Source organism: Pseudomonas carassii (assembly GCF_036324045.1).
GTDB classification, from domain to species: domain Bacteria; phylum Pseudomonadota; class Gammaproteobacteria; order Pseudomonadales; family Pseudomonadaceae; genus Aquipseudomonas; species Aquipseudomonas peradeniyensis.
Map to the genome: position 1 here is coordinate 153,398 of NZ_JAZDCT010000006.1, position 23,649 is coordinate 177,046.

At 66.3% G+C, this 23,649-nt stretch carries 25 protein-coding genes; 16 read left to right on the forward strand and 9 right to left on the reverse strand.

Translation table 11 applies throughout. The annotated features are described in order from the left end of the window. Positions 1 to 7: 7 nt before the first annotated feature. The gene (locus V0R62_RS06840) at positions 8 to 742 is read right to left on the reverse strand and encodes an SDR family NAD(P)-dependent oxidoreductase (RefSeq protein ID WP_330103222.1); all 735 of its coding nucleotides are present in this window, start codon (positions 740 to 742) and stop codon (positions 8 to 10) included. A gap of 124 nt (positions 743 to 866) precedes the next feature. Between V0R62_RS06840 and V0R62_RS06845 the strand changes: the two genes are divergently transcribed. The 4 genes from V0R62_RS06845 to V0R62_RS06860 all read left to right on the forward strand — a co-directional run bounded on the left by V0R62_RS06845 (position 867) and on the right by V0R62_RS06860 (position 3,897). Continuing rightward, the gene (locus V0R62_RS06845) at positions 867 to 1,787 is read left to right on the forward strand and encodes a LysR family transcriptional regulator (RefSeq protein WP_330103223.1); all 921 of its coding nucleotides are present in this window, start codon (positions 867 to 869) and stop codon (positions 1,785 to 1,787) included. Between the two features lie 66 nt (positions 1,788 to 1,853). Continuing rightward, the gene (locus V0R62_RS06850) at positions 1,854 to 2,123 is read left to right on the forward strand and encodes a hypothetical protein (RefSeq protein WP_330103224.1); all 270 of its coding nucleotides are present in this window, start codon (positions 1,854 to 1,856) and stop codon (positions 2,121 to 2,123) included. Between the two features lie 99 nt (positions 2,124 to 2,222). Next, entirely contained in the window at positions 2,223 to 2,921 is a 699-nt protein-coding gene (locus V0R62_RS06855) for an MOSC domain-containing protein (protein ID WP_330103225.1), read from the forward strand. A gap of 40 nt (positions 2,922 to 2,961) precedes the next feature. Then, a complete protein-coding gene (locus tag V0R62_RS06860) occupies positions 2,962 to 3,897 on the forward strand; it encodes a 5'-nucleotidase (protein WP_330103226.1) in 936 nt (311 codons plus the stop codon). A 39-nt stretch (positions 3,898 to 3,936) separates the two neighbouring features. Here the strand turns inward: V0R62_RS06860 and V0R62_RS06865 are convergent, their stop codons facing one another. Further along, the gene (locus V0R62_RS06865; protein WP_330103227.1) at positions 3,937 to 4,254 is read right to left on the reverse strand and encodes a DUF2388 domain-containing protein; all 318 of its coding nucleotides are present in this window, start codon (positions 4,252 to 4,254) and stop codon (positions 3,937 to 3,939) included. 105 nt (positions 4,255 to 4,359) lie between these two features. Further along, positions 4,360 to 5,256, reverse strand: a complete 897-nt coding sequence (locus tag V0R62_RS06870) for a LysR family transcriptional regulator (protein ID WP_330103228.1) — start codon at positions 5,254 to 5,256, stop codon at positions 4,360 to 4,362. Between the two features lie 120 nt (positions 5,257 to 5,376). Here V0R62_RS06870 and V0R62_RS06875 point away from each other — a divergent pair, with 120 nt between their 5' ends. After that, positions 5,377 to 6,075: a CoA transferase subunit A gene (locus V0R62_RS06875; RefSeq protein ID WP_330103229.1), complete on the forward strand. Its 699-nt coding sequence runs from the start codon at positions 5,377 to 5,379 to the stop codon at positions 6,073 to 6,075. Positions 6,076 to 6,110: 35 nt separating this feature from the next. Then, on the forward strand, positions 6,111 to 6,767 hold the full coding sequence (locus tag V0R62_RS06880) for a CoA transferase subunit B (protein WP_330103230.1): 657 nt from the start codon (positions 6,111 to 6,113) through the stop codon (positions 6,765 to 6,767). 82 nt (positions 6,768 to 6,849) lie between these two features. Here V0R62_RS06880 and V0R62_RS06885 read toward each other — a convergent pair whose 3' ends face one another. From V0R62_RS06885 to V0R62_RS06900, 4 genes are all read right to left on the reverse strand, one after another. Then, on the reverse strand, positions 6,850 to 7,434 hold the full coding sequence (locus V0R62_RS06885; protein WP_330103231.1) for a hypothetical protein: 585 nt from the start codon (positions 7,432 to 7,434) through the stop codon (positions 6,850 to 6,852). Between the two features lie 16 nt (positions 7,435 to 7,450). Beyond that, entirely contained in the window at positions 7,451 to 8,014 is a 564-nt protein-coding gene (locus tag V0R62_RS06890) for a hypothetical protein (RefSeq protein ID WP_330103270.1), read from the reverse strand. 153 nt (positions 8,015 to 8,167) lie between these two features. Beyond that, positions 8,168 to 9,004, reverse strand: coding sequence for a glutathione-dependent disulfide-bond oxidoreductase (gene yghU / locus V0R62_RS06895; protein ID WP_330103232.1), 837 nt, complete (start codon positions 9,002 to 9,004; stop codon positions 8,168 to 8,170). A 210-nt stretch (positions 9,005 to 9,214) separates the two neighbouring features. Beyond that, the gene (locus V0R62_RS06900) at positions 9,215 to 10,171 is read right to left on the reverse strand and encodes a DMT family transporter (protein ID WP_330103233.1); all 957 of its coding nucleotides are present in this window, start codon (positions 10,169 to 10,171) and stop codon (positions 9,215 to 9,217) included. Positions 10,172 to 10,275: 104 nt separating this feature from the next. Here V0R62_RS06900 and V0R62_RS06905 point away from each other — a divergent pair, with 104 nt between their 5' ends. Together V0R62_RS06905 and V0R62_RS06910 are read left to right on the forward strand one after the other, a co-directional pair. Beyond that, positions 10,276 to 11,160, forward strand: a complete 885-nt coding sequence (locus V0R62_RS06905; protein ID WP_330103234.1) for a LysR substrate-binding domain-containing protein — start codon at positions 10,276 to 10,278, stop codon at positions 11,158 to 11,160. Positions 11,161 to 11,280: 120 nt separating this feature from the next. Further along, positions 11,281 to 12,435 (forward strand): GGDEF domain-containing protein, encoded by a 1,155-nt coding sequence (locus V0R62_RS06910; RefSeq protein WP_330103235.1) that lies wholly within the window; start codon positions 11,281 to 11,283, stop codon positions 12,433 to 12,435. A 1-nt stretch (position 12,436) separates the two neighbouring features. On the opposite strand, the gene V0R62_RS06915 is transcribed toward V0R62_RS06910, so the two are convergent. Next, complete coding sequence (locus V0R62_RS06915) at positions 12,437 to 12,760, reverse strand: DUF2790 domain-containing protein (RefSeq protein ID WP_330103236.1); 324 nt, start codon at positions 12,758 to 12,760, stop codon at positions 12,437 to 12,439. A gap of 279 nt (positions 12,761 to 13,039) precedes the next feature. Between V0R62_RS06915 and V0R62_RS06920 the strand changes: the two genes are divergently transcribed. The 8 genes from V0R62_RS06920 (at position 13,040) to V0R62_RS06955 (ending at position 22,582) form a co-directional block, all read left to right on the forward strand. Then, positions 13,040 to 14,383, forward strand: a complete 1,344-nt coding sequence (locus V0R62_RS06920; protein ID WP_330103237.1) for an OprD family porin — start codon at positions 13,040 to 13,042, stop codon at positions 14,381 to 14,383. 361 nt (positions 14,384 to 14,744) lie between these two features. Beyond that, the gene (locus V0R62_RS06925) at positions 14,745 to 17,576 is read left to right on the forward strand and encodes a xanthine dehydrogenase family protein molybdopterin-binding subunit (RefSeq protein ID WP_330103238.1); all 2,832 of its coding nucleotides are present in this window, start codon (positions 14,745 to 14,747) and stop codon (positions 17,574 to 17,576) included. After that, positions 17,569 to 18,108, forward strand: coding sequence for a (2Fe-2S)-binding protein (locus V0R62_RS06930; RefSeq protein ID WP_110738705.1), 540 nt, complete (start codon positions 17,569 to 17,571; stop codon positions 18,106 to 18,108). The genes V0R62_RS06925 and V0R62_RS06930 overlap by 8 nt, the downstream gene beginning before the upstream one ends. Positions 18,109 to 18,110: 2 nt before the next feature. Continuing rightward, positions 18,111 to 19,322 carry a cytochrome c gene (locus V0R62_RS06935; RefSeq protein WP_330103239.1) on the forward strand — a complete coding sequence of 404 codons (1,212 nt, stop codon included), beginning with the start codon at positions 18,111 to 18,113 and terminating at the stop codon, positions 19,320 to 19,322. Between the two features lie 3 nt (positions 19,323 to 19,325). Next, positions 19,326 to 20,297: an XdhC family protein gene (locus V0R62_RS06940; RefSeq protein ID WP_330103240.1), complete on the forward strand. Its 972-nt coding sequence runs from the start codon at positions 19,326 to 19,328 to the stop codon at positions 20,295 to 20,297. Next, on the forward strand, positions 20,294 to 20,857 hold the full coding sequence (locus V0R62_RS06945; protein ID WP_330103241.1) for a nucleotidyltransferase family protein: 564 nt from the start codon (positions 20,294 to 20,296) through the stop codon (positions 20,855 to 20,857). Before V0R62_RS06940 ends, V0R62_RS06945 begins: the two co-directional genes overlap by 4 nt. A gap of 163 nt (positions 20,858 to 21,020) precedes the next feature. After that, on the forward strand, positions 21,021 to 21,875 hold the full coding sequence (hchA, locus tag V0R62_RS06950; protein WP_330103242.1) for a glyoxalase III HchA: 855 nt from the start codon (positions 21,021 to 21,023) through the stop codon (positions 21,873 to 21,875). Positions 21,876 to 21,880: 5 nt separating this feature from the next. Next, positions 21,881 to 22,582, forward strand: a complete 702-nt coding sequence (locus V0R62_RS06955; RefSeq protein WP_330103243.1) for a PA1136 family autoinducer-binding transcriptional regulator — start codon at positions 21,881 to 21,883, stop codon at positions 22,580 to 22,582. 1 nt (position 22,583) lies between these two features. On the opposite strand, the gene V0R62_RS06960 is transcribed toward V0R62_RS06955, so the two are convergent. Then, positions 22,584 to 23,576, reverse strand: coding sequence for an NAD(P)H-quinone oxidoreductase (locus V0R62_RS06960; protein ID WP_330103271.1), 993 nt, complete (start codon positions 23,574 to 23,576; stop codon positions 22,584 to 22,586). Between the last annotated feature and the right edge of the window lie 73 nt (positions 23,577 to 23,649).

The window sequence follows — 23,649 nt, forward strand, 5'->3', positions numbered from 1 at the left end:
TCCAGGTTCAGTGCCAGGTGCCGGCGGTGCTGCCACCGTCGACGGGCAGGATGACGCCGCTGACGAAGCGGGCGTCGGTCAGGTACAGCACGGCGTCCACCACATCCTCGGGCTTGCCGGTGCGTCCGCTTGGCGACAGCGCGCCGAGCCCTTCGGCGTGGCCGCTGTGCAGCGGGGTGTCGATGATGCCCGGGGCCACGGCGTTGACCTGCACGCCGCTGGCGGCCAGCTCCAGGGCCAGGCCCTTGACCGCCTGGTTCAGCCCGCCCTTGACCAGCACCGGCAGCAACGCCGGGACGCGGGTGTCCGGCTGCAGGGCCACCGAGGCGGTGATGGCGACGATATGCCCGTGCCCCTGGGCTTTCATGACCCGGGCCGCGGCCTGGGCAGGGTAGAAGAAGCCCTTGAGGTTGGTGCCGACCAGCGCATCGACGTCGGTCTCGGTGTAGTCGGTCACCGGCTTGGGAATGAAGATGCCGGCGTTGTTGACCAGGATATCGACCCGGCCGAAGGCCTCCAGTGCGGTGCTGAACAGCCGTTCGGCGGTGGCTTTTTCGGCGATGTCGCCGGCCACGCCGATGAAGCCGGCCGGGTTGCCCAGGCGGGCGGCGGCTTCGTCGAGGCGGGCCTGGGTACGGGCGTTGCCGACCACGTTGTCGCCACGCTCGAGGTAGGCCTGGGCCAGGGCGAAGCCCAGGCCGCTGGAGGCGCCGGTGATGATGACGGTTCTTGCGTTGCTCATGGGAGGATCTCCGCTCGTGCGAGCCGTTGCTCGGGTGTGGAGTCACTTTAAGTTGCAACATGATCTTGAAAAATAAGGCGTACGGCATTTCAATCGATACATCATGTAATTAATTGAGTCCGCCATGACCCGCCATTTTGATGACCTGCAACTGGGCAGCCTGGAGCTGTTCTGCCTTGCCGCCGACGCCGGCAGCTTCACCGAGGCGGCCACCCTGGCGGGCGTCACACCTGCGGCGGTGAGCCGTTCGGTAGCGCGCCTGGAAGAGCGCCTGGGCGTGCGTCTGTTCGTGCGCACCACCCGGCAGATGCGCCTGAGCGAGGCCGGCCAGGCTTATTACCAGCACTGTCGCCAGGCGCTGGGGCAACTGGTCGAGGCCGAGCGCCAGGTCACCGGTGGCCAGCTCGAGCCCGGTGGCCGCTTGCGCATCAGCGCGCCGACGCCCTACGCCCATTACCGCCTGTTGCCACTGTTGCCACGTTTTCGCCAGCGTTATCCCGGGGTGCAGGTGGATGTGCATGTCAGCAACCGCAATGTCGATTTCGCCGAGGAGCATTTCGACCTGGCGATCCGCGGCCGCGCGCCGGCCGATTCGCGGCTGGTGGCCCGCCGCCTGGAGAACGCCGAGCTGGTGGTGGTCGCCACCCCTGGCTACCTGGTCCGGGCCGGTACGCCACAGACCCTCGATGACCTGGCCGGGCACGAGTGCATCCAGTTCGAGCTGCCCAGCAGCGGCAGGCGGCCGCCCTGGAGCTTTCGCCGTGACGGTCGGTTGGTCGAGCTCGAAACCCAGGGCGCGTTCACCTGCCTGGGTGATTTCCTCGCCACCACGACCCTGGTACGCCACGGTGGCGGCTTGATGCAGGCCTACCGCTTTACCGTGCAGGATGCCCTGGACAGCGGCGAGCTGGTGGAAGTGCTGGCCGAACATGGCGGCACGTCGCGGCCGTTCATGCTGGTGTATCCGCAGGCCCGGCACATGCCGTTGAAGGTGCGGGTGTTCATCGACTTCCTGGTCGGCGAGGTTGCACTACCGTTGGGCTGAAGCCCCGTCGGGCATGTGAGGGCGGACTATGCTCTGTGCTGCATCGGTTTCCCAGGAGAACACGCCATGAAATCCATGACACTGCTAGCGATCACCTGCGTACTGAGTTTCGCCGCCCATGCCGAGGATGGCCCGGCGACCAACTGCGATGCCAAGATCAAGGACCTGGAATACATCAACAAGAGTGAGGGCCAGGCGTTACATGGCGGCATGGCACATGATTATCACGAGTTGCTCAAGCAGGCCAAGGAAGCCCAGGCCAAGGGCGATATGAAGACCTGCCAGGCTTCGGCCGATCGCGCCAAGACCATCTACAACAAGGCGCGGGGCAAGTAACGCTCGGTACAGCTTTGCAGGAGCGGGCTTGCCCGCTCCCTGAGGTATTACCCAGAGCTCTGGTGTAAGCTCTGGCGGACCTTTCCACGAGACCGCCGCATGACCTCGCCCAGCCCGCGCCTCGACAGCCTGCTCACTGGCTGTGCCCGGCCATTCACCCGCCCGGGTTCGCACAGCGCCATCGATAAGCAACCTCGCCAAGGCCCGCTGGCAGTGACCTTCCTTGGCATCGCCGGCGATGAACAGGGCGATCTGCGCGTACACGGTGGCGTCGAGAAGGCCATTCACCATTATCCCCGCGAGCACTATCCGGACTGGACCGCCGAGCTGGGCGAGCACCCTTTGCTGACTCAGCCCGGCGCCTTTGGCGAAAACTTCAGCAGCACCGGTTGGCGCGAGGCCGATGTTTGCCTCGGCGACCGGATCCGCGTCGGCACGGCGTTGCTGGAAATCTCCCAGGGGCGCATGCCGTGCTGGAAGCTCAACGACCGCTTCGACGTGGCGCAGATGGCGTTGCGGGTGCAGCAGAGCGGGCGCACCGGCTGGTATTACCGGGTGCTGGAGGAGGGCGTGGTCGAGGCGGGCGATGTCTTGCAGTTGGTTGAGCGTCCCCATGCCCAATGGTCGGTGGCGCGTCTCTCGGCGGTGCTGTTCGACAAGCGGCTGGAGCCTGACCTGTTGCGCGAATGCCTGGCGCTGCCGCTGGTGCCGAACTGGCGCAGGACACTGGAAAAGCGCCTGGAGCAACACCAGGTCGAGGATTGGAGCTCGCGCCTGCAGGGGCGCAGCGACGGCTGACCGGCCTCGCCATCAACGTATATCAAGACAAGGAAAGCCCATGGCCTTCGAACTGGATGATCGCCTGGTCATCGGTGTCGCCTCCAGCGCCGTGTTCGACCTCAGCGAATCGGACGCGGTGTTCCGTCGCGAGGGCGAGGCGCAGTATCGCAAGTACCAGGAGCAGCACCTGGACGTGCCGTTGGGGAAAGGCATTGCCTATCCCTTCATCAAGCGCCTGCTGGCCCTCAACGACCTGCGTGGCGACCCCGAGGACCCGCTGGTGGAGGTGGTGCTGCTGTCGCAGAACGATCCGGACACCGGCATGCGGGTGATGAAGACCATCGGTCACTACGGCCTGAACATGACCCGGGCGATCTTCACCCAGGGCCGTTCACCCTACGAGTACATCCCGGCACTGAACATCGCCCTGTTCCTGTCCGCCGACAAGCAGCACGTCGACGCCGCGATCAAGGCCGGCTACCCGGCGGGGCAGGTGCTGGACTCGAAGTTCGATGACGACGAAAGCGACGACAACCTGCGCATCGCCTTCGACTTCGATGGTGTGTTGGCCGGGGATGAATCGGAGGCGGTGATGCAGTCGGGCGGGCTCGACAGCTTCCACGCCCATGAAGTGATCAACGTCACCCAGCCGCACAACCCCGGCCCGCTCAAGGAGTTCTTCGTGCGCATCGCCCGTATCCAGGCGGCCGAGGAGGAGCACAAACTGACCCACCCCGGCTACGAGAACCGCCTGCGGGTGTCGATCGTCACGGCGCGCAACGCACCCTCCCACGAGCGGGCACTCAATACCCTGAAAAGCTGGGGGGTGATGGCCAACGATGCGTTCTTCCTCGGCGGGATCGAGAAGCGGCGAGTGCTGCAGGTGCTCAAGCCGCACATCTTCTTCGACGACCAGTCGGGCCACTTGAAAAGCACCAGTACCGTGGCGCCGTCGGTGCATATTCCGTTTGGGGTCACCAACCGGGCGCGCTGAGCAGGCCGGGGCCGCACAGCGGCCCCGGGTTCCTTGCGCTTAGTGATCCGCCAACCTGTCATCCTGCGACAGCAGCGCCCTGGCCAGCTCCTCGTCACTGGCCTGCAAGCCGGGATTGGCCTGGCGTACCTGGGTCAGCGCCGACTCCAGGTAAGCACCGCGAATGGCGCCACCACTGGCGACGAAGGCCGACAGTTCGTCCTGGGCCGGGATGATCCGTTTGTCGTCCTTGAACGTCGAGTACAGCGAGGCGGAGATCCCCGCCGAGGTGGCGACATCCCCAGCATCGACACGGGCCAGGGCGAAACCTGCGGGGAGCAGGAGCAGCAGCGAGGGAACGAGCAGTAAGTGGCGCATGGTGAGTCCTCCGCAAAGGTGAAGCCCAAGGGTGTTACTGCATGATGTTAAGAGCAGGAAGGGCCGGCGGGAGTTCCACTGCTGGCGAAATGCACGCCCTGCGAATCAGGTGATGGCCTGCGGATGGGTATGGGTCAGCAGTACATCGAGCAGTGCCTCGGCGGCCCTGGACAGCTTGTGATCGCTCAGGGCGATCACGCCGATGCGCCGCTCAACGGTGGGCTCGACCAACGGCACGCAGCGGGCGCCGAGCTCCTGCATCTGCCCGATGCACAGCGCCGGCACCGCGCTCACGCCCAGGCCGCTGGCGACCATGCGGCCGATGGTCGACAGCTGGTGGCTCTCGAAGGCCACCGCCAGCTTGCCATGGTTGGCGGCCAGGTGCTGTTCCAGTAGCAGGCGCACCGCGGAGGGCCGCTGCAGGGCGATGAAATCCTCGGCCAGCAGCTGCGGCCAGCGCACCTGAGGCTGGCGGGCGAGGGGCGAGTCGGCGGGCACCACCGCGACGAAGCGGTCCAGGTACAGCGGGTGGAAGCGCAGTGCCTCGCTGTTCTCGGGCTCGAAACCGATACCCAGTTCGACACGGCGGTGGCGCACCAGCTCCAGCACCTGTTCGTTGATCACGTCGTGCACGGTGACGTTGACCTTGGGGTAGCGCTGGCGGAACACCTTCAGTGACTGCGGCAACAGGTTGCCGGCAAAGGCCGGCATGGCCGCCACCGAGACCCGTCCCAGCTGCAGGGTGAAACGCTGGCGCAGCATTTCCTCGGTGTCGTCCCAATCGGCCAGCAGGCGTCGGGCCAGGGGCAGCAGCACCTCGCCCTCGGGGGTCAGGCTGACGCTGCGGGTGGTGCGGGTGAGCAGGGCGCCGCCGAGGTTGTCCTCCAATGCCTTGATGGTCAGGCTCAGGGCCGGTTGCGAGACGTGCAGGTGCTCGCCGGCCTGGGCGAAGCTCTGGTACTTGGCCACGGTGACGAAGGCGCGCAGCTGCTTGACGTTCATGGGGGATGGGCCCTTTGTTTTGTAAAAGTTATCAATCGATGACGAAAACAAAATTAACAAATCAGTCGACTACAGTGAAGATGACCGTACGGTTCCAACAACTACAAAAGGCGACTGAGCATGGCCGGACTGGACAAGCGTGTAGCAACTTATGAAGAGGCCCTGGCGGGCCTGACCGACGACATGACCGTGCTGGCCGGCGGCTTTGGCCTGTGCGGCATCCCCGAGAACCTCATCGCCGAGATCAAGCGCCGCGGCGTCAAGGGCCTGACCGTGGTGTCCAACAACTGCGGCGTCGACGGCTTCGGCCTGGGCGTGCTGCTCGAGGACCGGCAGATCCGCAAGATGGTCGCCTCGTATGTGGGCGAGAACGCCGAGTTCGAGCGCCAGTTGCTCAGCGGCGAGCTGGAAGTGGAACTCACCCCGCAAGGCACCCTGGCCGAGAAGATGCGCGCCGGTGGTGCTGGCATTCCGGCCTTCTACACCGCCACCGGCTACGGCACCCCGGTCGCCGAAGGCAAGGAAGTGCGCGAGTTCAACGGACGCAAGTACATCCTTGAAGCCTCCATCACTGGCGACTTCGCCATCGTCAAGGGCTGGAAGGCCGACCACTATGGCAACGTGGTGTACCGCAACACCGCGCAGAACTTCAACCCGCTGGCCGCCACCGCCGGCAAGATCACCGTGGTCGAAGTCGAGGAGATCGTCGAGCCCGGCGTGCTGCTGCCCAGCGAGATCCACACCCCGGGCATCTATGTCGACCGGGTCATTGTCGGCACCTTCGAGAAACGCATCGAAAAGCGCACCGTCAAGGCCTGAGCGCCGTCCTCAAGAACAACAAAGAGATCCTGACCATGGCATTGACCCGCGAACAAATGGCGCAACGCGTCGCCCGTGAACTGAAGGACGGCTACTACGTCAACCTCGGTATCGGCATCCCCACCCTGGTGGCCAACTATGTGCCCGAGGGCATGGAAGTGATGCTGCAGTCGGAGAACGGCCTGCTCGGCATGGGCGAGTTCCCCACCGAAGCCACTATCGACGCCGACATGATCAACGCCGGCAAGCAGACCGTCACCGCCCGCCGTGGCGCGTCGATCTTCGATTCGGCGCAATCCTTCGCCATGATCCGTGGCGGCCATGTCGACCTCACCGTGCTCGGTGCCTTCGAGGTGGACGTGGAAGGCAACATCGCCTCGTGGATGATCCCCGGCAAGCTGGTCAAGGGCATGGGCGGCGCCATGGACCTGGTGGCTGGTGCCGACAACATCATCGTCACCATGACCCACGCCTCCAAGGACGGTGAATCCAAGCTGCTGCCCAAGTGCAGCCTGCCGCTGACCGGCGCCGGCTGCATCCGCAAGGTGCTCACCGACCTGGCCTACCTGGAGATCGACAACGGTGCCTTCATCCTGCGCGAGACCGCCCCGGGCGTGAGCGTCGAGGAAATCATCGAGAAGACCGCCGGCAACTTGATCGTGGCCGACGATGTGAAGGAAATGACTTTCTAGTCCTGTGCGCGCGGGCTTGCCCCGTGATCGCTGTCCGATCACGGGGCAAGCCCGCTGTCGCGCTGTCAATCGAGCGTGACGGTCACAGCAGTTTGCGCTGTACCGCCTCGTCCAGGGTGCTGCGAGCCAGCTCGCGAACCACGTCGCGCGTGTCAGCCTGGAACGGCAGGCCGACGATCAGCACCAGCTGCATCCAGGTGCGCACCGATTCGCTCTTGCTGATACGGCCGAGTTCCTTGCCGTCCTTGTCCTTGAACACGGTCTGCAGGGTGAAGGTGTTCTTGGCGGTGGAGGGGATGAGGAACAGAGTGAAGCCGGTGATGAAGGCCGATGCGGTGACGAACTCTTCATGGTTGGTCAGGGTCGATTCGGCGTACAGGTCCGCCTCGCCCTTCTGGGTGCTGACCCGGGTGAAGCGACCGGATTGCTGGTAGGTCTCGCTGACGGCCTTTTCCCACATGTCGGCATGGGCGCCGGCGGCGGCCACGGCCGGTCCGTCATTGACCTGGTACAGCGCGGTGTTGCGCAGGTAGGCATTGGGCTTGACCGCCGCAGTGCTCGCCGCAGGTGGCCAGGTGCCGACCGGGGCCAGGTCGCCGGTGGAGTAGGAGACGCAGCCGCCGAGCAGCAGGGCGCCGAGCAGCACGGCGTGTTTGCAGAAGTTCATCGATCAATTCCTGTTATCAGCGTTTTGCCAGTTGCACGGTGGCGTCGTCGAGCAGTTCGCCAACCAGTTTGGTGAGTTGCTTGCCGCCCATCTGCGGCGCCCAGTATTCGCCACCGTAGAGGCCGACGTTGTGTTCGAACCTGAGCTGTTCCTTGGCCCGTGCCAGCTCGACGCCGTCGCGGTCGACGATCACCAGGTTGCCGGCGACATCGAAGCTGTCGACGTAGATCGGGCCGTTGAACCAGATCCACATCGTCAGGGTCAGCAGGGCCCCGGGGAAATAGGCCGGATGCGGCGCGCGGTGGCCCTTGAGCGAGGTCATGTCGAACTTGAGCAGCACGTCCTGCTCGTCCAGGCGAGCGGGGTACTCGGTGACCGCCTTGAAGTAACCCGCCTGCGTCACGTAGTGATTGAGCTGGGTGGTCAGGGAGCGGCTGATGGCCTGGCCAGTGGCGTGGTCAATGCCGGGGGCGTTGACCTGCACATCGGCGACTTGCGCGCTGCGCGGGCTGGTGACGGTGGCCTGATGAGCCGGCGCGCCCACCGGGCCGCTGACGTTGTAGGAGACGCATCCGCTCATCGTCAGCAGGGCGACGACGGCGGTGGCCTGGAAGAGCTTCTTCAAGTAATGCCATCCTTGATCTGGGTTGAACCTGATCAAGGTTTACGGCCAAGAGGCCGGCAGCTTTAGGGCAAAATGCCACTATTTGTGCCGGCCGTTTTCAGGCTCGCTTCAATCCAGGTCGGAGGCCGCGTGGCGCTCCGCCACCTGGCTGGCTTCCTCGCCCCAGGTGCGGTTGACGCGGGTGCCGCGTTGTACCGCCGGGCGCTGGGCAATGGCTTCGGCCCAGCGTTGCACGTTCGGGTATTCGTGCACCGCCAGGAACTCGGCCGCGCCGTAAAGGTTGCCGCGCACCAGCTGGCCATACCAGGGCCATACGGCGATGTCGGCGATGCTGTAGGCGTCGCCGCCCAGGTAGGCGCTTTCGGCCAGGCGGCGGTCGAGTACGTCGAGCTGGCGCTTGGCTTCCATGGTGAAGCGGTTGATGGCGTACTCGAACTTTTCCGGCGCGTAGACGTAGAAGTGGCCGAAGCCACCGCCCAGGTAAGGCGCCGAGCCCATCTGCCAGAACAGCCAGTTGAGGCTCTCGGTGCGTGCCGCCAGGTCCTTGGGCAGGAAGGCGCCGAACTTTTCCGCCAGGTACAAGAGGATCGCGCCGGACTCGAACACCCGCACCGGCGGTTCGACGCCGCGGTCGAGCAGGGCGGGGATCTTCGAGTTGGGATTGACCTGCACGAAGCCGCTGCCGAACTGGTCGCCCTCGCCGATGCGGATCAGCCAGGCGTCGTATTCGGCGCCGCCGTGGCCGAGGGCCAGCAGTTCTTCCAGGAGGATGGTGACCTTGACGCCATTGGGCGTGGCCAGGGAGTACAGCTGCAGCGGGTGCTTGCCGGTGGGCAGCGGCTTGTCGTGGATGGGGCCGGCCACCGGGCGGTTGATGCTGGCGAACTGGCCGCCGGAGGGCGCCTCGAAGGTCCAGACCTTGGGCGGAACGTAGGGCTTGCTCATGGGGAATCTCCAGGATGGCGCAATGCAGGTTGACTGCTTTCTATGCCATGGATTCGCCAATAGTCACAAGCGCGACATGCTCTTTGTAGGAGCGGCCTTGTGCCGCGAAAGGGCCGCATAGCGGCCCCGGCAATTGATGCGTCAACGCTGAAATCCTGGGGCCGCTCTGCGGCCCTTTCCGACCGGTCCGACGCCTCGGCAAGGCCGCTCCTACAGGGACCGTGCAGGGACTGCGGGCTGGGGCTCGGGCTTTTTCGCAGGCTTGAGCCGCGACACCCCGAACAGCACCAGCACCAGTCCGGCCACCTGGTACAGCGAGACTGCCTCGCTGAGGATCAACCACGACGCCAGCATGGTCAGTACAGGCCCCAGGTTGCCCACCGCCGCCGTGTGCGTGGGGCCCATGCGCTGGATTGCCAGGGCCACCCAGTAGATCGGCAGCACCGTGGAGAACAACGCCATCAGCGCCGCGTTGAGCCATACCGCGTTCGGCAGATTCAGCAACGGCGCGACATCCGCCACCAGCAGGTAATGGGCCAGCACCATCAGCGACGAGGCGCTGCCGCACAGTCCGGCCAGGCGCATCGAGTTCATGCGCTTGAGCATCATCCCGGTGCCGGAGTAGTACAGGGCATAGGTCACCGCGCTGGCAAACACCCACAGCGAGCCGACCAGCACCTGGTTGCCGGCGCCCGCGCTGCCGATGTCATGCACGAAGGCGATGCCCAACCCCAGGTAGCACAGGCCCATGGCCGCCAGGGTGCGCAGGGTGGGGCGTTCGCGCTGGACGATGGCCTGGATCACCAGCACCAGGGTAGGGTAGGTGAACAGGATCAGGCGCTCGAGGCCGGCACTGATGTACTGCAGCCCATAGAAGTCGAACAGGCTGGCCAGGTAGTAGCCGAACAGGCCGAGCAGGGCCACCCGCAGGCCGTCGCCGGCGCTAAGCGGCGCACCGCCCTGACCGCGGCTGGCCCACACCAGCCAGGCGAACAGCGGCAGCGACAGGGCCATGCGCAGCGCCAGCAGGCTGATGGCGTCCACGGGGCCGGCGGCATAGGCGAGCTTGACGAAGATGGCCTTGAAGCTGAAACCCAGGGCCGCGAGCACGGCATACAGGCTGCCGTTGGCGAGGGCGCGGTGGAGCGGGGCGGGCAGGCGGGTCATGACAGGTCCGTGACGGCAAGGGGGCGTGGCTTATTCTGCGCAGAACGCAGGCAGGCTAGAATCGCTTTTTCTCGAACATGGCGTTCTGATTTGGAGAAGCCCTGATGCACTTCGACCTGGCGGATCTGCGCCTGCTCGCGGCCATTGCCGCGACCGGCAGCCTGAGCAAGGCGGCGGCGACCTTTCCGGTGGCGGTGTCGGCCGCCAGCACCCGGCTGCGCCTGTTCGAGGCACGCTGTGGCTTGACCCTGTTCCTGCGCAAGGCCGACGGCATGCAACTGACCCCCGCCGGGCGCCTGGTGCTGGAGTCGGCACGCGGCGTGCTGGGCGAGGCGCAGAAGCTGCACGACACCCTCATTGAGCTGGCCGGCCAGCGGCGCATCACCCTGCACCTGGCGGCCTCCACGGTGACCAACAGCACCTTGCTGCCGGCGGTGCTCGGGCCGTTCCTGGCCGACTACCCGGAGGTGGACCTGCAACTGGTCGAGCACAAGAGCATCGATGTGCTGCGGGTGGTGCTGGCCGGGGAGTGCGAGATCGGCGTGTACGACGGCAACCTGGTCAACGATGGCCTGGTGTCGCTGCCGTTTCGCACCGAGCGCCTGGTGCTGCTGGTGCCGCTCGATCACCCGTTGGCCGGGCGTGGCCAACTGCGCCTGGCGGATGCCCTGGGGTTTCCCTTCGTCTGCCTGCCGGCCGAGCGCGCCATGCAGCGTTTCGTCGAGGAGCTGGCGATGAACCTGGCCATGCCGCTGAAGGTGCGGGTGCGCGCCCCCAGCTTCGAAGCCATCGCGCAGTTGGTGGCCCAGCACGCCGGCATCGCCATGCTGCCCGAGACCGCCGCGGTGCGCGCCGAACAGGAACTGGCGGTGCGCCGGGTGGCGCTGGAGGAGCGCTGGGCGACCCTGGAGCTGCGCATCTGCTTCCGTGGCTGGGAGGCGCTGAGCTCCCATGGGCGACAGCTGGTGAGCTTCCTTGCCGGGCGATAGCGCGAGCGGATGGGTTGTTCGTCAGGATGCCATCATTTGGATATCAAATGTGCCTGTGCAAACGCCGTCGAGCGCATACAATCAGCGCTCTGAACGGTAATACACAGGCCACCCCCACCCATGGCGTTCGACGCTTCCACCCTGCTGACCCTCTCCATCGCCCTGGCCGCGGTCGCCGCCTTGTACCTGGCCGTGGAATGGATCAGCGTGCGCGAGTCCTCCTTGCTGTGCTGGAGCGCCAGCTTCGCCACCATCAGCGTCGGCTCCTCGCTTGCCCTGCTGCGCGGCAGCGGTTATCTGTTCGTCGGCATCTGGTTCGCCAACGGCATGCTGGTCGCCGCCCACTGGCTGTTCCTGCTGGGGGTGTCGCGCTTCACCGAGGCGCGCCTGTCACGAGCCTGCTACCTGGCGCCGCTGCTCTGGTCGGGCCTGTTGCTGCTGCCGCAATGGCCGCTGTGGTCGAAGACTTTCCTGGTGCTCAACTCGCTGCTGGTCGCCGGCTTCACCCTGTATGCCAGCGCGTTGCTGCGCCCGCACGGCAAGTCCCTCAGCGTGGGAGCGGTGCAGTTGCGCTACATCCTGCTGCTGCACGGCCTGTTCTACCTGGCCAAGACCTTGCCGGCGCTGCTGCCGGGGACGCTGATCGACCTCACGGCGTTCCGTGGGCAGATCATCCAGGCGTCGCTGGTGGAGGGCGCCATGGCGATCATGCTGATCGCCCTGTCGATGACCGGCACCGTGCGCTACCGCCGCGAGGAGCGCATCGAGCGCCTGGCCGCGCGTGATCCGCTGACTGCGCTGTACAACCGTCGCGCCCTTGAGGTGCGGGCGGCGAACCTGCTGAAGGAGGTCTCGGCGCAACGTCCGGGCGCTCTATTGCTGATCGACATCGACCACTTCAAGCTGGTCAACGACCTGCACGGGCACGCCGCCGGTGACCGCCTGCTGGTGGCCTTGAGCGAAATGATCCGGGCATTGCTGCCGGAACGGGCGATCGCCGCGCGCCTGGGCGGTGACGAGTTCGTCATCCTGCTGGGCGATGCTTCGCGCCAGGCCATCGAACAGCTCGCCGATACCTTGCGCCGGCAGTTCCAGGTCACGGCCGAGCAGTCGTTCCGCACCCCCGAAGCGGTGACCCTGAGCATTGGCGCCAACCTGTTCGACCGGCCACCGGCCAGCCTGGCGGCCCTGATCGAGCAGGGTGACGTGCTGCTGTACGCCTCCAAGCGCGGCGGGCGCAACAGCCTGCAGCTGGTGGACGGGCTGCGCGGCTGAGCTACTTGTTGTTGATGCATTGCGACTGCACCGAGTAGCGCACGGTGCGCAGGGTGCCCTGGCTGTCCTCGAAGGTCATCAGCCGGGGCACCACCTCGCAGGTGCGTGGGTCGCCCGACTGGCGCACGAGGCGGGCGACGTCGAGCTTCATGCCATAGCGATAGTCGACGATCTCCGGCATTGGTTTGGCGCGTTGCGCCGCGTAGGCCGCAACGGCCTGCTGGTGGTCCTCGATCAACTGCTCGTTGTCCAGCCTGGAAAAGCCCGTGGCCTGGGCCGAAAGGGAAAGCGCCAGCAGGGCGGCGATCAGGGTCGGTCGTAGCATGGTGCGTGTCTCCGAAAGGTTCGTTTCGCAGTCCACGCTAGCGACGGGCAGCCGACAGCGGCATGACGCCCGGGTTACAGATATGAAAGGTGGCCGGGGATGCCGATTCCACGGCCGCGAATGACACGATTGTAATCCTCCCATCACCTTCCCGTTATCCGCCAGCGGCGAGCATCAGGCTCGGCCAACGGGGCTGGGTGCGCACGCATCTGGCCAGACCAGGGACGCTCCAGCGCCAAGGCCCGAGAACCAGAACAGCCGCAATCGAAGGAGCAACGGATGACAAGCAATCCAACATTTTCCCTGGCCGCCCTGGTGGCGCTGGCCGGCTTCGGCCCGACGGCCTGGGCTGCAGAAACGCAGCAGGAAGGGTTCATCGAGGGCAGCCGCCTGAGCGTGCTCAACCGCAATTACTATTTCAACCGCGACCATCGCGACGGTCGCGCCCCCACCAGCAACCCCGGCAAGGCCAGCGACAACGGCTACTCCGAAGCCTGGGCCCACGCCATCATCACCCGCTTCGAATCCGGCTTCACCCAGGGCACGGTGGGCGTCGGCGTGGATGCCTTCGCCATGCTCGGGCTGAAGCTCGACACCGGTGGCGGGCGCAACGGTGGGCGCAGCTCGTTCGATGTGCTGCCGGTGGACCGTGACGGCCAGGCCCGCGACGAATACAGCAAGGTCGGCGGTGCGGCCAAGGTGCGCCTGTTCGACACCGTGCTGCGGGTGGGCGACGTGTTTCCGGTCAACCCGGTGGTGGCGGCCGGCGACTCGCGACTGCTGCCGGAGAGCTTTCGCGGGGTGACCCTGGAGAACACCAGCCTGCAAGGCTTGACACTGCAAGCCGGGCGTCTGCACGCCATGAGCCAGCCGGTGTCCAGCGACCTGCGCGAGAACTTCGTGACCTTCTACGGCGGCCCGGTGGACTCGCCATGGATCGCCTACGGCGGCGGCGACTACGCGATCAACGAAAACGTCAGCGTGAGCCTGTTCGGCAGCCGCCTGAAGGACGTGTGGAACCAGTACTACGTCGGCACCAGCGTGACCTGGCCGTTGTCGGATGAGCTGGCGCTGATCGGCGGGTTCAATTTCTACAATGCCAAGGATGAAGGGCGTCAGCGCCTGGGGCAGTTCGACAACGACATCTGGAGCGCCAAGCTCGGCGTGCGCTACGGCGCCCACACCCTCGCGCTTACGCATCAGCGCAACAACGGCGACGACGATTTCGACTACCTGCGCCAGTCCGACTCGATCTTCCTCGACAACTCCATTCAGTACAGCGACTTCAACTCGCCGAAAGAGCGTTCGTGGATGCTGCGCTACGACCTGAACATGGCCGCCTACGGCGTGCCGGGCCTGTCGTTCATGACCCGCTATGGCCGTGGCAGCGACGCCGACTACAGCCACGCCAACGCCTACTACATGCGCCGCGACGACAACGGTGACCCGCTCACCGACCAGAAGCGCTGGGAGCGCGACATCGAGGTCAAGTACGTGGTGCAGACCGGCGCGGCCAAGGACCTGTCGCTGCGCGTGCGCCAGGCCACTACCCGGGCCACGGCCTTCGAATCGGACCTGGACGAGGTGCGGGTGATCGTCGAGTACCCGCTGTCGATCCTCTGAACATTTCCCGGATTCACCTTGAGAAGCCCACGTGCTCCTTTGGTTACAGGTGAATGTCTTGACGCCTCTGATGAGGCGTCTTTTTTTGCCCGTGATTACGCCCCCACCTGTAGGAGCGGGCTTGTCCCGCGATCACGGGCAACGCCCGTGCCATGCAGCGGCGATGCCTCGGTTGCCCTCGCCATGGGCCCTATCCAATTGAAGGCCCCACCCCGCGACAAGTTGTCTGCTTGACTTGCAGAGGCACCCTACGATCGTTAACTTGACTTCGTAGTCAGTTTTTGTGATCGTGCGCGCCCTCCCAGTTTCTCAAGCACCAGAAAAAGCATGGGCAGCCCAAGAGCTACCCAGAGGATCAACCATGTCCAACCGTGATATTTCCCGGCGCTCGTTCCTGCAAGGCGGGCTGATCGCCGGTGTCGGCGTGACCCTGGCGCCGCTCGGCAGCCAGGCCTTCGCCGCCCTGATGGAAAACAAGGTCACCACCTCGCCGCAGAAGTGGATGAACCACGACGGCAAGGCGCGTTTCCGTAACGACGCGCTGTCCAAGGTCTGTGGCAACAAGGTGTTCGCCCGCGACATCCGCGCCAAGGACATGCCCGGCTGGCCGCAGCAGCAGGGCCACGCCATGCTGCTCAAGGCCACCAAGGCCGACCGCCTCTACGCAGGCTACGACCTGTCCCTGCTGGGCGCCGAGCTGCAGCCGGACCGCATCGTCACCGCCGACGACCTGAAGAAGGACGGCATCGCCTGGCCCGAAGCCCATTCGCCGGACCCGCTGCTGCCCCCGGGCCAGGTGCCGATGTTCATCGGCCACCCGGTGGCGATCCTGATCTGGAACGACTTCGAGCGTTTCCGCAAGGCCAAGCTCAAGCTGCAATTCAACGACCAGGCGATCCGCTACGGCGCCCAGGCCCCGCTGTACCAGCGCGACCCCTACGGCAGCTTCCGTTTCGTGCGCGTGGGCGGCAAGACGCCGTTCGACGAGGACGAATACTCAAGCCTGAAGAACACCATGCTGTTCCCCACCATCCTGGCGCGCAAGCCGGTATGGACCGCCGAGCCCAAGCAGCACGGCACCCTCACCGAGCAGGGCATGTTCTACGCCCAGCGCATTGACGAGCAGCTCAAGCAGCCGCCGGAAGACTGGCTGCTGTTCGACGAGCGCTACAATACCCCGTCGATCGAGCCCGCGGCCCTCGAGCCGGACAACGGCAACGGCTGGTTCGACCCGGCCACCGGCACCCTGCATTTCGTCGTGGCCACCCAGTGCCCGTTCGAAGTGGCGCAGGAATGCGTGCACATGATCAAGCCGTCGCGCTTCGGCCTGAAGCACCTGAACATGCACCCGGGCTACACCGTCGGCTACGGTTCCAAGGACAACAACATCTTCGTGTTCTACGCCGCCGTCGCCGCGCTGTACGGCGCGGGCGTGCCGATCCGACTGGCCAACGACCGCTACGAGCAGTTCCAGAGCGGCATCAAGCGCCACCCGTTCGACATCCGCTACCAGCTGGCCGTCGACAAGAAGGACATGAGCTTCAAGATCTTCCGCGCCGACATGAGCGTCGACGGTGGCGGGCGCATCAACTACAGCCCGTCGGTGGCCGCCGTGGGCGCCACCGCGGCGCAGTCGATCTACTACATGCCGCAGAACGACCTGTCGGTGACCGCTTACCATTCCCGTGGCGTCGAGGCCGGCTCCATGCGCGGCTACGGCACCCTGCAGAGCATGGCCGCCACCGAGATGATGGTCGACGAGATCGCTGACCGCCTGGGTGTGGACGCCATCGAACTGCGGCGCAAGAACGCGCTCAAGTCGGGCATGAAGAACACCCAGGGCGCGGTGCCCGCCGGCGCCCTGCGCCTGCACGAGATTCTCGACAAGGCTGCCGAACACGACTGGTGGAAGAACCGTCAGGCGCGCAAGCAGGCCGAGGACGCCAAGGACCACGACAACTGGTACGGCGTGGGCTTTGCCATCACCCAGAAAGACTTCGGTACCGGCTCCGAGGCGCCGATGGCGGCGGTCGAGTTCACTGCCGATGGCCGCATCAGCCTGCGCCATATCGGCACCGAGCTGGGCACCGGCATGTCGACCTCGCAAGCGCTGGTGGTCAGCGATTTCCTTGGCCGTGTCGCCGACGAGGTCATGACCGCCCAGACCGAATGGCCGGAGCTGGCGCTGACCACCAGCGGCAACCCCTACCTGATCAGCCAGGCCGAGCAGGACGCCGCGCTGCGCAACCCGCGCTGGGTCGGCAAGCTGGCCTCGCCGTCGTCGGCGACCAACTCGGCGTTCTACTTCAGCCACGCCACCCGCGAAGCGGCTCGCGTGCTGTTCAATCACGGCCTGTGGCCAGCGGCCATGGCCCTGTGGAGCCAGGGCCCGTATGGCGGCCAGGCCAACCCGCTGGTGGTGCGCCGCGAGAACGCGGTGTGGGTCAACGGTGAGCTGACCGGCAACGGCCTGGCGCCGATCCCGTTCGCCACGCTGGCCAAGAAAGCCCACGAAATGGGCCTGGTCACCGGTGTCAGCGTGCACGGCTTCAACCGCTGGAGCTGGGCCGAGGCCGACTTCGTCATCGATGGCGTGCGCGAGCGCCTGCCGCTCGATGCCGTGGCGGTGAAATACGGCGACGGTGCGGTGAACGCGAAGAAGGCGCAGATGAACAGCGCCGGCTTCCACCTGCTCGACCGGCAGAACGCCGAATACCCGGCCACCCAGCTGAACAACGCCATGGTCACCTACTACAGCCCGGTGGCGACCATCGTCGAGGTCAAGGTCAACAAGGGCAGCGGCGAGGTGACGGTGCTCAATCACCACAGCTGGGTCGAGTGCGGCCGGGTGCTGGTGCCGGAGCTGGTCAAGGGCCAGCTCGAAGGCGGTATCGCCATGGGCATCGGCCATGCGCTGCTGGAGGAAATGCCGCTGTACGAGGGGGGGCCGGGCGAGGGCGACTGGAACTTCAACCGTTATCGCCTGCCGATGGCCAAACATGTGGCGGTGTGGAAGCAGACCTCGGAGATCCTGCCGCCGCTGTCGCCAACCGACCCGTCCAAGGGCATCGCCGAAGTGGTGATGATCCCGGTGGTCGGCGCCATCGGCAACGCCGTGGCCCACGCCATCGGCAAGCGCGTGCGCGACCTGCCCATCACCCCCGCCCGAGTCAAGGAGGCCCTCAATGGCTGACCGCAAGCTGCAACTGACCCTCAACGGTCAACCTGTCGTCACCGAAGTGGTCCCCGATGACCTGGCGATGATCGACTTCCTGCACGAATACCAGAACCTCACAGGCTCGCGCCTGGGCTGCGGCCAGGGCATCTGCCATGCCTGCGTGGTGATCGTCGACAACCCTGACGGCACCAGCGAGGAAGTGCGCACCTGCATCACCGGGGCGCATTACTTCGAGGGCAAGAAAGTCCGCACCATCGAAGGCCACGCCAAGCTCGACGAAGCTGGTAACCCCGGCGAGCTGAACCCGATCCAGCAGAAGTTCGTCGACCGCTTCGCCTTCCAGTGCAGCTACTGCGCGCCGGGCTTCGTCAACGCCGCCACGGTGCTGGTGGAAAAAGCCCAGCGCAAGCCGCTGAAGCAGAGTGAGCTGGAGGGCGCCATCGAGGCCAGCCTCGGCCACCATGTGTGCCGCTGCACCGGCTACGTGCGCTACTACGAGGCGACCCGCGAAGTGCTGGGCGACCTCGGCCTGGTCAAGGAGGGCTGAGCATGACGCGAGTTCTAAGCAGCCTGGCCCTGGCCATCGGCGCACTGGTCACCTTCAACGCCCAGGCGGCGGACGAGGCCCTGATCAAGCGCGGCGAATACCTCGCCCGCGCCGCCGACTGCATGGCCTGCCACACCGCCGAAGGCGGCGCGCCCTATGCCGGCGGCCTGCCGATCCATTCGCCGTTCGGCACCATCTACGGCACCAACATCACCCCGGACAAGCAGTACGGTATCGGCAACTACAGCAGCGACGAGTTCTTCGCCGCCCTCACCGAGGGCAAGCGCAAGGACGGCGCCAACCTGTACCCGGCCATGCCGTACACCTCGTACCACCTGGTCAAGCGCGAGGACTCCGATGCGATTCATGCCTACCTGATGAGCGTGGCGCCGATCAACCGTCCGGCACCGGAAACCAGCCTGAGCTTCCCGTTCAACGTGCGCACCGGCCTGATCGGCTGGAACCTGCTGTACGGCAAGAGCGTGCAGCTGGAGGAGGGCAAGGGCAACAGCGAGGCGTGGAAGCGCGGCCAGTACATGGTCGAGGTGCTCGGCCACTGCGGCGAGTGCCACACCCCGCGCAACCCGATTGGCGCGCTGCAGCAGGACAAGCGCCTGACCGGCGGCCTGCTGCTGGGCTACCTGGCGCCGAGCCTGCTGGCCCAGGACCTGGCCGACCGTGGTTGGAACCATGCGGACCTGGCGACCTTCCTCAAGCACGGTGTCAGCGCCCAGGGCAGCATGTTCAACGAGATGTACCCGGTGGTGCACCACAGCACCCAGCATCTGCAGGACAGCGACCTGTCGGCCATGGCCACCTACCTGCTCGGCGACCAGCCGCCGGCGGCCAAGGTGGTGCAGACAGTCGCCCACGAGACCATGGGCGAAAGCGCCAAGCGCGGCCGCCAGCAGTACCTCAATGTCTGCGCCGGTTGCCACGGCGTCGAGGGCGAGGGCAAGCCGCACATCGCCGTGGCCATGCGCGGCAACACCGTGCTGCGCCAGGCCGACTCGCGCAACCTGGTCAAGGCCATCGTCGACGGCATCCGCGAGCAGCAGTTCACCGGTTTCGAGCGCATGCAGCCGATGCCGGGCTTCGCCGACAAGCTCGACGACCGGCAGCTGACCGACATGGTCAACTACCTGCGCGAAGCCTGGGGTGGCCTGCCGGGCGACATGACCACCCAGCAGCTGGCCCAGCTGAAGGCGGACTGACCCGTGCAGCATCTCGACCTGCAGGTGGTGCGCCAGGCGGCGCAGTGGTCGCGTGATGGCCTGCGCGTGTGGCTGTGCACGGTGCTCTGCACCTATGGCTCGGCACCGCGCGCGCCGGGCTCGCTGCTGGCGGTCAACGATCAGGGGCACTGGGTCGGCTCGCTGTCCGGTGGTTGCGTCGAGGAGGATTTCCTCGAGCGCGTCGCCGCCGGCGAGTTCGCCGGGGCCGTCGCCGTGGTGCGCTATGGCGACGGCAGCGACACCCGTGGCAACATCCGCCTGCCCTGCGGTGGCATCCTCGATGTGCTGGTGGAGAACCTGCCGGGCGACTGCGCGACCCAGGCGCACCTGGGTGAGCTGGAGGCGGCCTTGCTGGGCCGCCGCCGGCTTGTGCGCGAGGTCGACCTGCATACGGGCAAGCGCCGCGTGCAGGACGACCACAGCCAGGGACCACGGGTGGAGCAGGGCGAGCATCGCGTGCGCTTGCGCGTCGGTGCCGCCCAGCGCCTGTTGCTGGCCGGGTATTCCAGCGTCGCGCACTTCTGCGCCGAGTTCGGCAAGGGCCTGGGCTTCGAGGTGGTGCTGTGCGACCCTCGCGACGAGGTGATGGACAACGTGGTGCTCGACGGGATAGAAATCCGTCGGGAACTGCCCTCGCTGTTCATCGCCAACGGCGGCTGCCACCGCGACACGGCGGTGGTGGCGCTCACCCACGATCCGAAGATCGACGACCTGGCCATGCTCGAAGCGGTACACACCGAAGCGTTCTACATTGGCGTGATGGGCTCGCGGGCCACCTCGGAAAAGCGCCGTGAACGCCTGCGCCGTATCGGCGGGCTCGGCGATGCCGAGATGGCGCGCATCCATGCGCCCATCGGCCTCAACCTGGGCAGCAAGACGCCAGCGGAGATCGCCCTGGCGGTGCTCGCCGATATCTTGCGCACCCGTAGCGGCATTGCCCGCGAGGCCTTGTGAGCGTCGTCGCGCTGGTGTTGGCGGCCGGCCAGGGTTCGCGCTTTGGCGCGGACAAGCGTCGGGCCATGCTTGGCGATGGTCGCAGTCTGTTGCAGCACAGCGTCGAGCGCGCCCTGGCGGCGTTCGACGAGGTGCGCGTGGTGTTGCGTGCTGGCGAGCGGGGCGAGGATCTGGGGTTGCCGCCAGGCTGTCGGGTTGTCCATAGTCTCGATGCCGGGCTGGGCATGGGCCATAGCCTGGCGGCGGGCGCCGCATCGCTGGGGGACAGCGAGGCAAAGGCGGTCGCCATCCTGTTGGGGGATATGCCGTGGATTCTGCCCGCGACTTTCCAGCGTCTGATCGCAACTGCTGGCCCTTCGGTCATCGTGGTGCCGCGTCATCTGGGGCAGAATGGGCATCCGGTGCTGTTTGGGCGCAACTACTGGCCTGAACTTGCACTGATGGCCGGCGATGAGGGCGCGCGTTCGGTGCTGCAACGGCATCGGCAGCAATTGCAGGTGGTCGAGGTAGACGATGCAGGTGTATTGCGCGACGTCGATACACCCGCTGCGCTCGACTAGACTGCCCTGAGCCCTTTCGCGGCACAAGGCCGCTCCTACACAAGGACCGCGCGGTCTGATGTACCGATGCCACAGGCAGCCATTGAGGGAAAACCCTCATTGCCGCTCATCCGGTGGCCTCCTAGCATGGATCCGGTAACCCCCCAGGCACAGGAGCACAGCCATGACCAGCAACAACGATGACAAACGCCCGACCCCCGATCCGGCCGAGGACAATGCCTTCTTCCCTTCGCCGTATTCCCTCAGCCAGTTCACCTCACCCAAGTCTGATCTCAGCGGTGCGGACTACCCCGACGCCTACCAGGGCGGACGCTGGAAAATCCTCTTGATCGGCGCCGACGAGCGCTACCTGCTCACCGACAACGGCACGCTGTTCTCCACCGGCAACCACCCCGTGGAAACCCTGCTGCCCATGTACCACCTGGACAAGGCCGGCTTCGCCTTCGACGTCGCGACCCTGTCGGGCAACCCGGTCAAGTTCGAATACTGGGCCATGCCGCGCGAGGACCAGCAGGTGCTCGGCCTGTTCGAGCGCTACAAGCCCGCCTTCAAGCAGCCGCGCAAGCTCGCCGAGGTGATCGACAGCGCCCTGGGTGACGACTCCGATTACATTGGCGTTTTCATTCCCGGCGGCCACGGCGCGTTGATCGGCCTGCCGGAAAGCGAAGAGGTCGCCCAGGTGCTGAAATGGGCGGCGGACCACGACAAGTTCGTCATCACCCTGTGCCACGGTCCGGCGGCGCTGCTGGCCGGCGGCAGGCTCTACGACGGCTACAAGATCTGCGCCTTCCCCGATGAGCTGGATGCCAAGACCCCGGACATCGGCTACATGCCCGGTCACCTGACCTGGAAGTTCGGTGAGCGCCTGCAGGCCCAGGGCGTCGAGATCGTCAACGACGGCATCTCCGGCGCGGTCCACCAGGATCGCCGGCTGCTCACCGGCGACAGCCCGCTGGCCGGCAACGCCTTGGGCAAGCTGGCCGCCGCGGCCTTGCTCAAGGCGGCCAACGGCGGGTGAGTGGCATGCCGTTCGACAAGGTGGTCCAGGCGATCCAGCAGATCGAGCAGGCCACCACCCTGGCGACGATCCAGACGGCCGTGCGCAACATCGCCCGGCCGCTGGGTTATGACCGTTTCGTGCTGTTCAGCGCCAGCGCCGCACGGGACGAGGTGGTCGAGCGCATCCACTGGGTGGAAGGGGACTGGTTCGGTGACGGCCAGATGGTCGATGCCCGGACTTACGTGCGCCATTGCCCGGTGACGCGCCATCTGCTGGCGGCGCGTGAACCCTTCTTCTGGAGCAAGCAGCCGAGCGACGACGGCGAACGCTATCGGGTGGTGCGGGTGCCCGGCGGACCGGGTATCCATGGCCTGCAAGTGCCGGTGTTCGGCCCGGCAGGCCTGGAGGGCGCGATGAGCCTGGGTGGCGTGCGAGTCGACGCTTCGGCGTCGGCGCGCCTGGCCCTGACCCTGTTGGCCAACGCCGCGTTCCTCGGCGCCCGGCGGCTGCTGGAGGCACCGCCCGGCGAGGGGCAACTGTCGGCGCGTGAGCGCCAGGTGCTGGCCTGGACCGCCGCCGGGCAACGTCAGGCCGATATCGCCGCCACCCTGGGCCTGTCGGTGCGCACGGTGGAAAATCATCTGCGTGCCGCCCGCCGGCGCCTGGGGGTGAGCACCACCGCCCAGGCGATCAGGATCGCCCTGGGCAGCGGCGCGCTCGACTGACTCAGCCGTTGTGCGCAACCTTCAATACCACCTTACCGATATGCCGGCCAGACTCCATCAGGGCATGGGCCTGGCTGGCCGCCGCCAGCGGGAAAGTCGCATGGACCAGCGGCTTGACCGCGCCGCTGCGCACATGGGGCCAGGCCTTGGCCTGCAGGTCCGCGAGAATCGCCGCCTTGTCGTCGGCGCTGCGCGCGCGCAGCGTCGAGCCGATATGGGTCAGACGCTTGGTCAGCAGGGGGAACAGGTCGACCTCGGTGGCCGGCCCCTTGACCACGCCGATCTGCACGATGCGCCCATCCATGGCCGCGGCCTTGAAATTGCGGGCCACATAGTCGCCGGCGATGATGTCGACGATCACGTCCACGCCCTTGCCCTCGGTGTGCAACATGACCTGTTCGACGAAGTCCTCGCGGGTGTAGTCGATGGCCACGTCGGCGCCCAGTTCGAGGCTGGCGGCCTGTTGCCCGGCGCCATTGACCGTGGTGAGGATCTTCGCCGCGCCCAGGGCCCGGGCCAGTTGCGTGGCGGTGGTGCCGATGCCGGACGCGCCGCCGTGGATCAGCACGCTTTCACCGGCCTTGAAGCCGCCGCGCTGGAACAGGTTGACCCAGACGGTCATGAAGGTTTCCGGCAAGGCCGCGCCCTCGACCATCGACAGGTTGTCCGGCAAGTGCGCGGTGGTGCGTTCGTCGGCCACGGCGTACTCGGCATAGCCGCCGCCCTGGACCAGGGCGATCACCGCGTCGCCCACGGCAAAGTGGCGGACCTGCTCACCGATGGCCACGACCTTGCCGGCGATCTCCAGCCCCGGAATGTCCGGCGCGCCGGCGGGCGGGTCGTACAGGCCCTTGCGCTGCAGCAGGTCGGGGCCGTTGACGCCGGCGGCATGGACCTGGATCAGCACCTCCCGAGGGCCTGGTCGAGGCGTGGCATGGGGGGCGGCCTGCAGGACCTCGGGGCCTCCTGGCTGGGTAATGTCGATGGCGGTCATGTGAGTGGGGATGTGACGCATGAAGACCTCTGTCATTCTGAGGAAAGGCCGCTTTGGCCCGGTGCGTCACAGG

Coding starts and splice junctions, on each gene's coding strand:
- V0R62_RS06880 (WP_330103230.1), top strand. CDS start 6,111: ATGGCATTGACCCGCGAACAAATGGCGCAACGCGTCGCCCGTGAACTG.
- V0R62_RS06925 (WP_330103238.1), top strand. CDS start 14,745: ATGTCCAACCGTGATATTTCCCGGCGCTCGTTCCTGCAAGGCGGGCTG.
- V0R62_RS06855 (WP_330103225.1), top strand. CDS start 2,223: ATGACCTCGCCCAGCCCGCGCCTCGACAGCCTGCTCACTGGCTGTGCC.
- V0R62_RS06915 (WP_330103236.1), bottom strand. CDS start 12,760: ATGCTACGACCGACCCTGATCGCCGCCCTGCTGGCGCTTTCCCTTTCG.
- V0R62_RS06960 (WP_330103271.1), bottom strand. CDS start 23,576: ATGACCGCCATCGACATTACCCAGCCAGGAGGCCCCGAGGTCCTGCAG.
- V0R62_RS06905 (WP_330103234.1), top strand. CDS start 10,276: ATGCACTTCGACCTGGCGGATCTGCGCCTGCTCGCGGCCATTGCCGCG.
- V0R62_RS06860 (WP_330103226.1), top strand. CDS start 2,962: ATGGCCTTCGAACTGGATGATCGCCTGGTCATCGGTGTCGCCTCCAGC.
- V0R62_RS06900 (WP_330103233.1), bottom strand. CDS start 10,171: ATGACCCGCCTGCCCGCCCCGCTCCACCGCGCCCTCGCCAACGGCAGC.
- V0R62_RS06890 (WP_330103270.1), bottom strand. CDS start 8,014: ATGAGCGGATGCGTCTCCTACAACGTCAGCGGCCCGGTGGGCGCGCCG.
- hchA (WP_330103242.1), top strand. CDS start 21,021: ATGACCAGCAACAACGATGACAAACGCCCGACCCCCGATCCGGCCGAG.
- V0R62_RS06935 (WP_330103239.1), top strand. CDS start 18,111: ATGACGCGAGTTCTAAGCAGCCTGGCCCTGGCCATCGGCGCACTGGTC.
- V0R62_RS06850 (WP_330103224.1), top strand. CDS start 1,854: ATGAAATCCATGACACTGCTAGCGATCACCTGCGTACTGAGTTTCGCC.
- V0R62_RS06920 (WP_330103237.1), top strand. CDS start 13,040: ATGACAAGCAATCCAACATTTTCCCTGGCCGCCCTGGTGGCGCTGGCC.
- V0R62_RS06865 (WP_330103227.1), bottom strand. CDS start 4,254: ATGCGCCACTTACTGCTCGTTCCCTCGCTGCTGCTCCTGCTCCCCGCA.
- V0R62_RS06910 (WP_330103235.1), top strand. CDS start 11,281: ATGGCGTTCGACGCTTCCACCCTGCTGACCCTCTCCATCGCCCTGGCC.
- V0R62_RS06885 (WP_330103231.1), bottom strand. CDS start 7,434: ATGAACTTCTGCAAACACGCCGTGCTGCTCGGCGCCCTGCTGCTCGGC.
- V0R62_RS06845 (WP_330103223.1), top strand. CDS start 867: ATGACCCGCCATTTTGATGACCTGCAACTGGGCAGCCTGGAGCTGTTC.
- yghU (WP_330103232.1), bottom strand. CDS start 9,004: ATGAGCAAGCCCTACGTTCCGCCCAAGGTCTGGACCTTCGAGGCGCCC.
- V0R62_RS06955 (WP_330103243.1), top strand. CDS start 21,881: ATGCCGTTCGACAAGGTGGTCCAGGCGATCCAGCAGATCGAGCAGGCC.
- V0R62_RS06875 (WP_330103229.1), top strand. CDS start 5,377: ATGGCCGGACTGGACAAGCGTGTAGCAACTTATGAAGAGGCCCTGGCG.
- V0R62_RS06870 (WP_330103228.1), bottom strand. CDS start 5,256: ATGAACGTCAAGCAGCTGCGCGCCTTCGTCACCGTGGCCAAGTACCAG.
- V0R62_RS06840 (WP_330103222.1), bottom strand. CDS start 742: ATGAGCAACGCAAGAACCGTCATCATCACCGGCGCCTCCAGCGGCCTG.
- V0R62_RS06930 (WP_110738705.1), top strand. CDS start 17,569: ATGGCTGACCGCAAGCTGCAACTGACCCTCAACGGTCAACCTGTCGTC.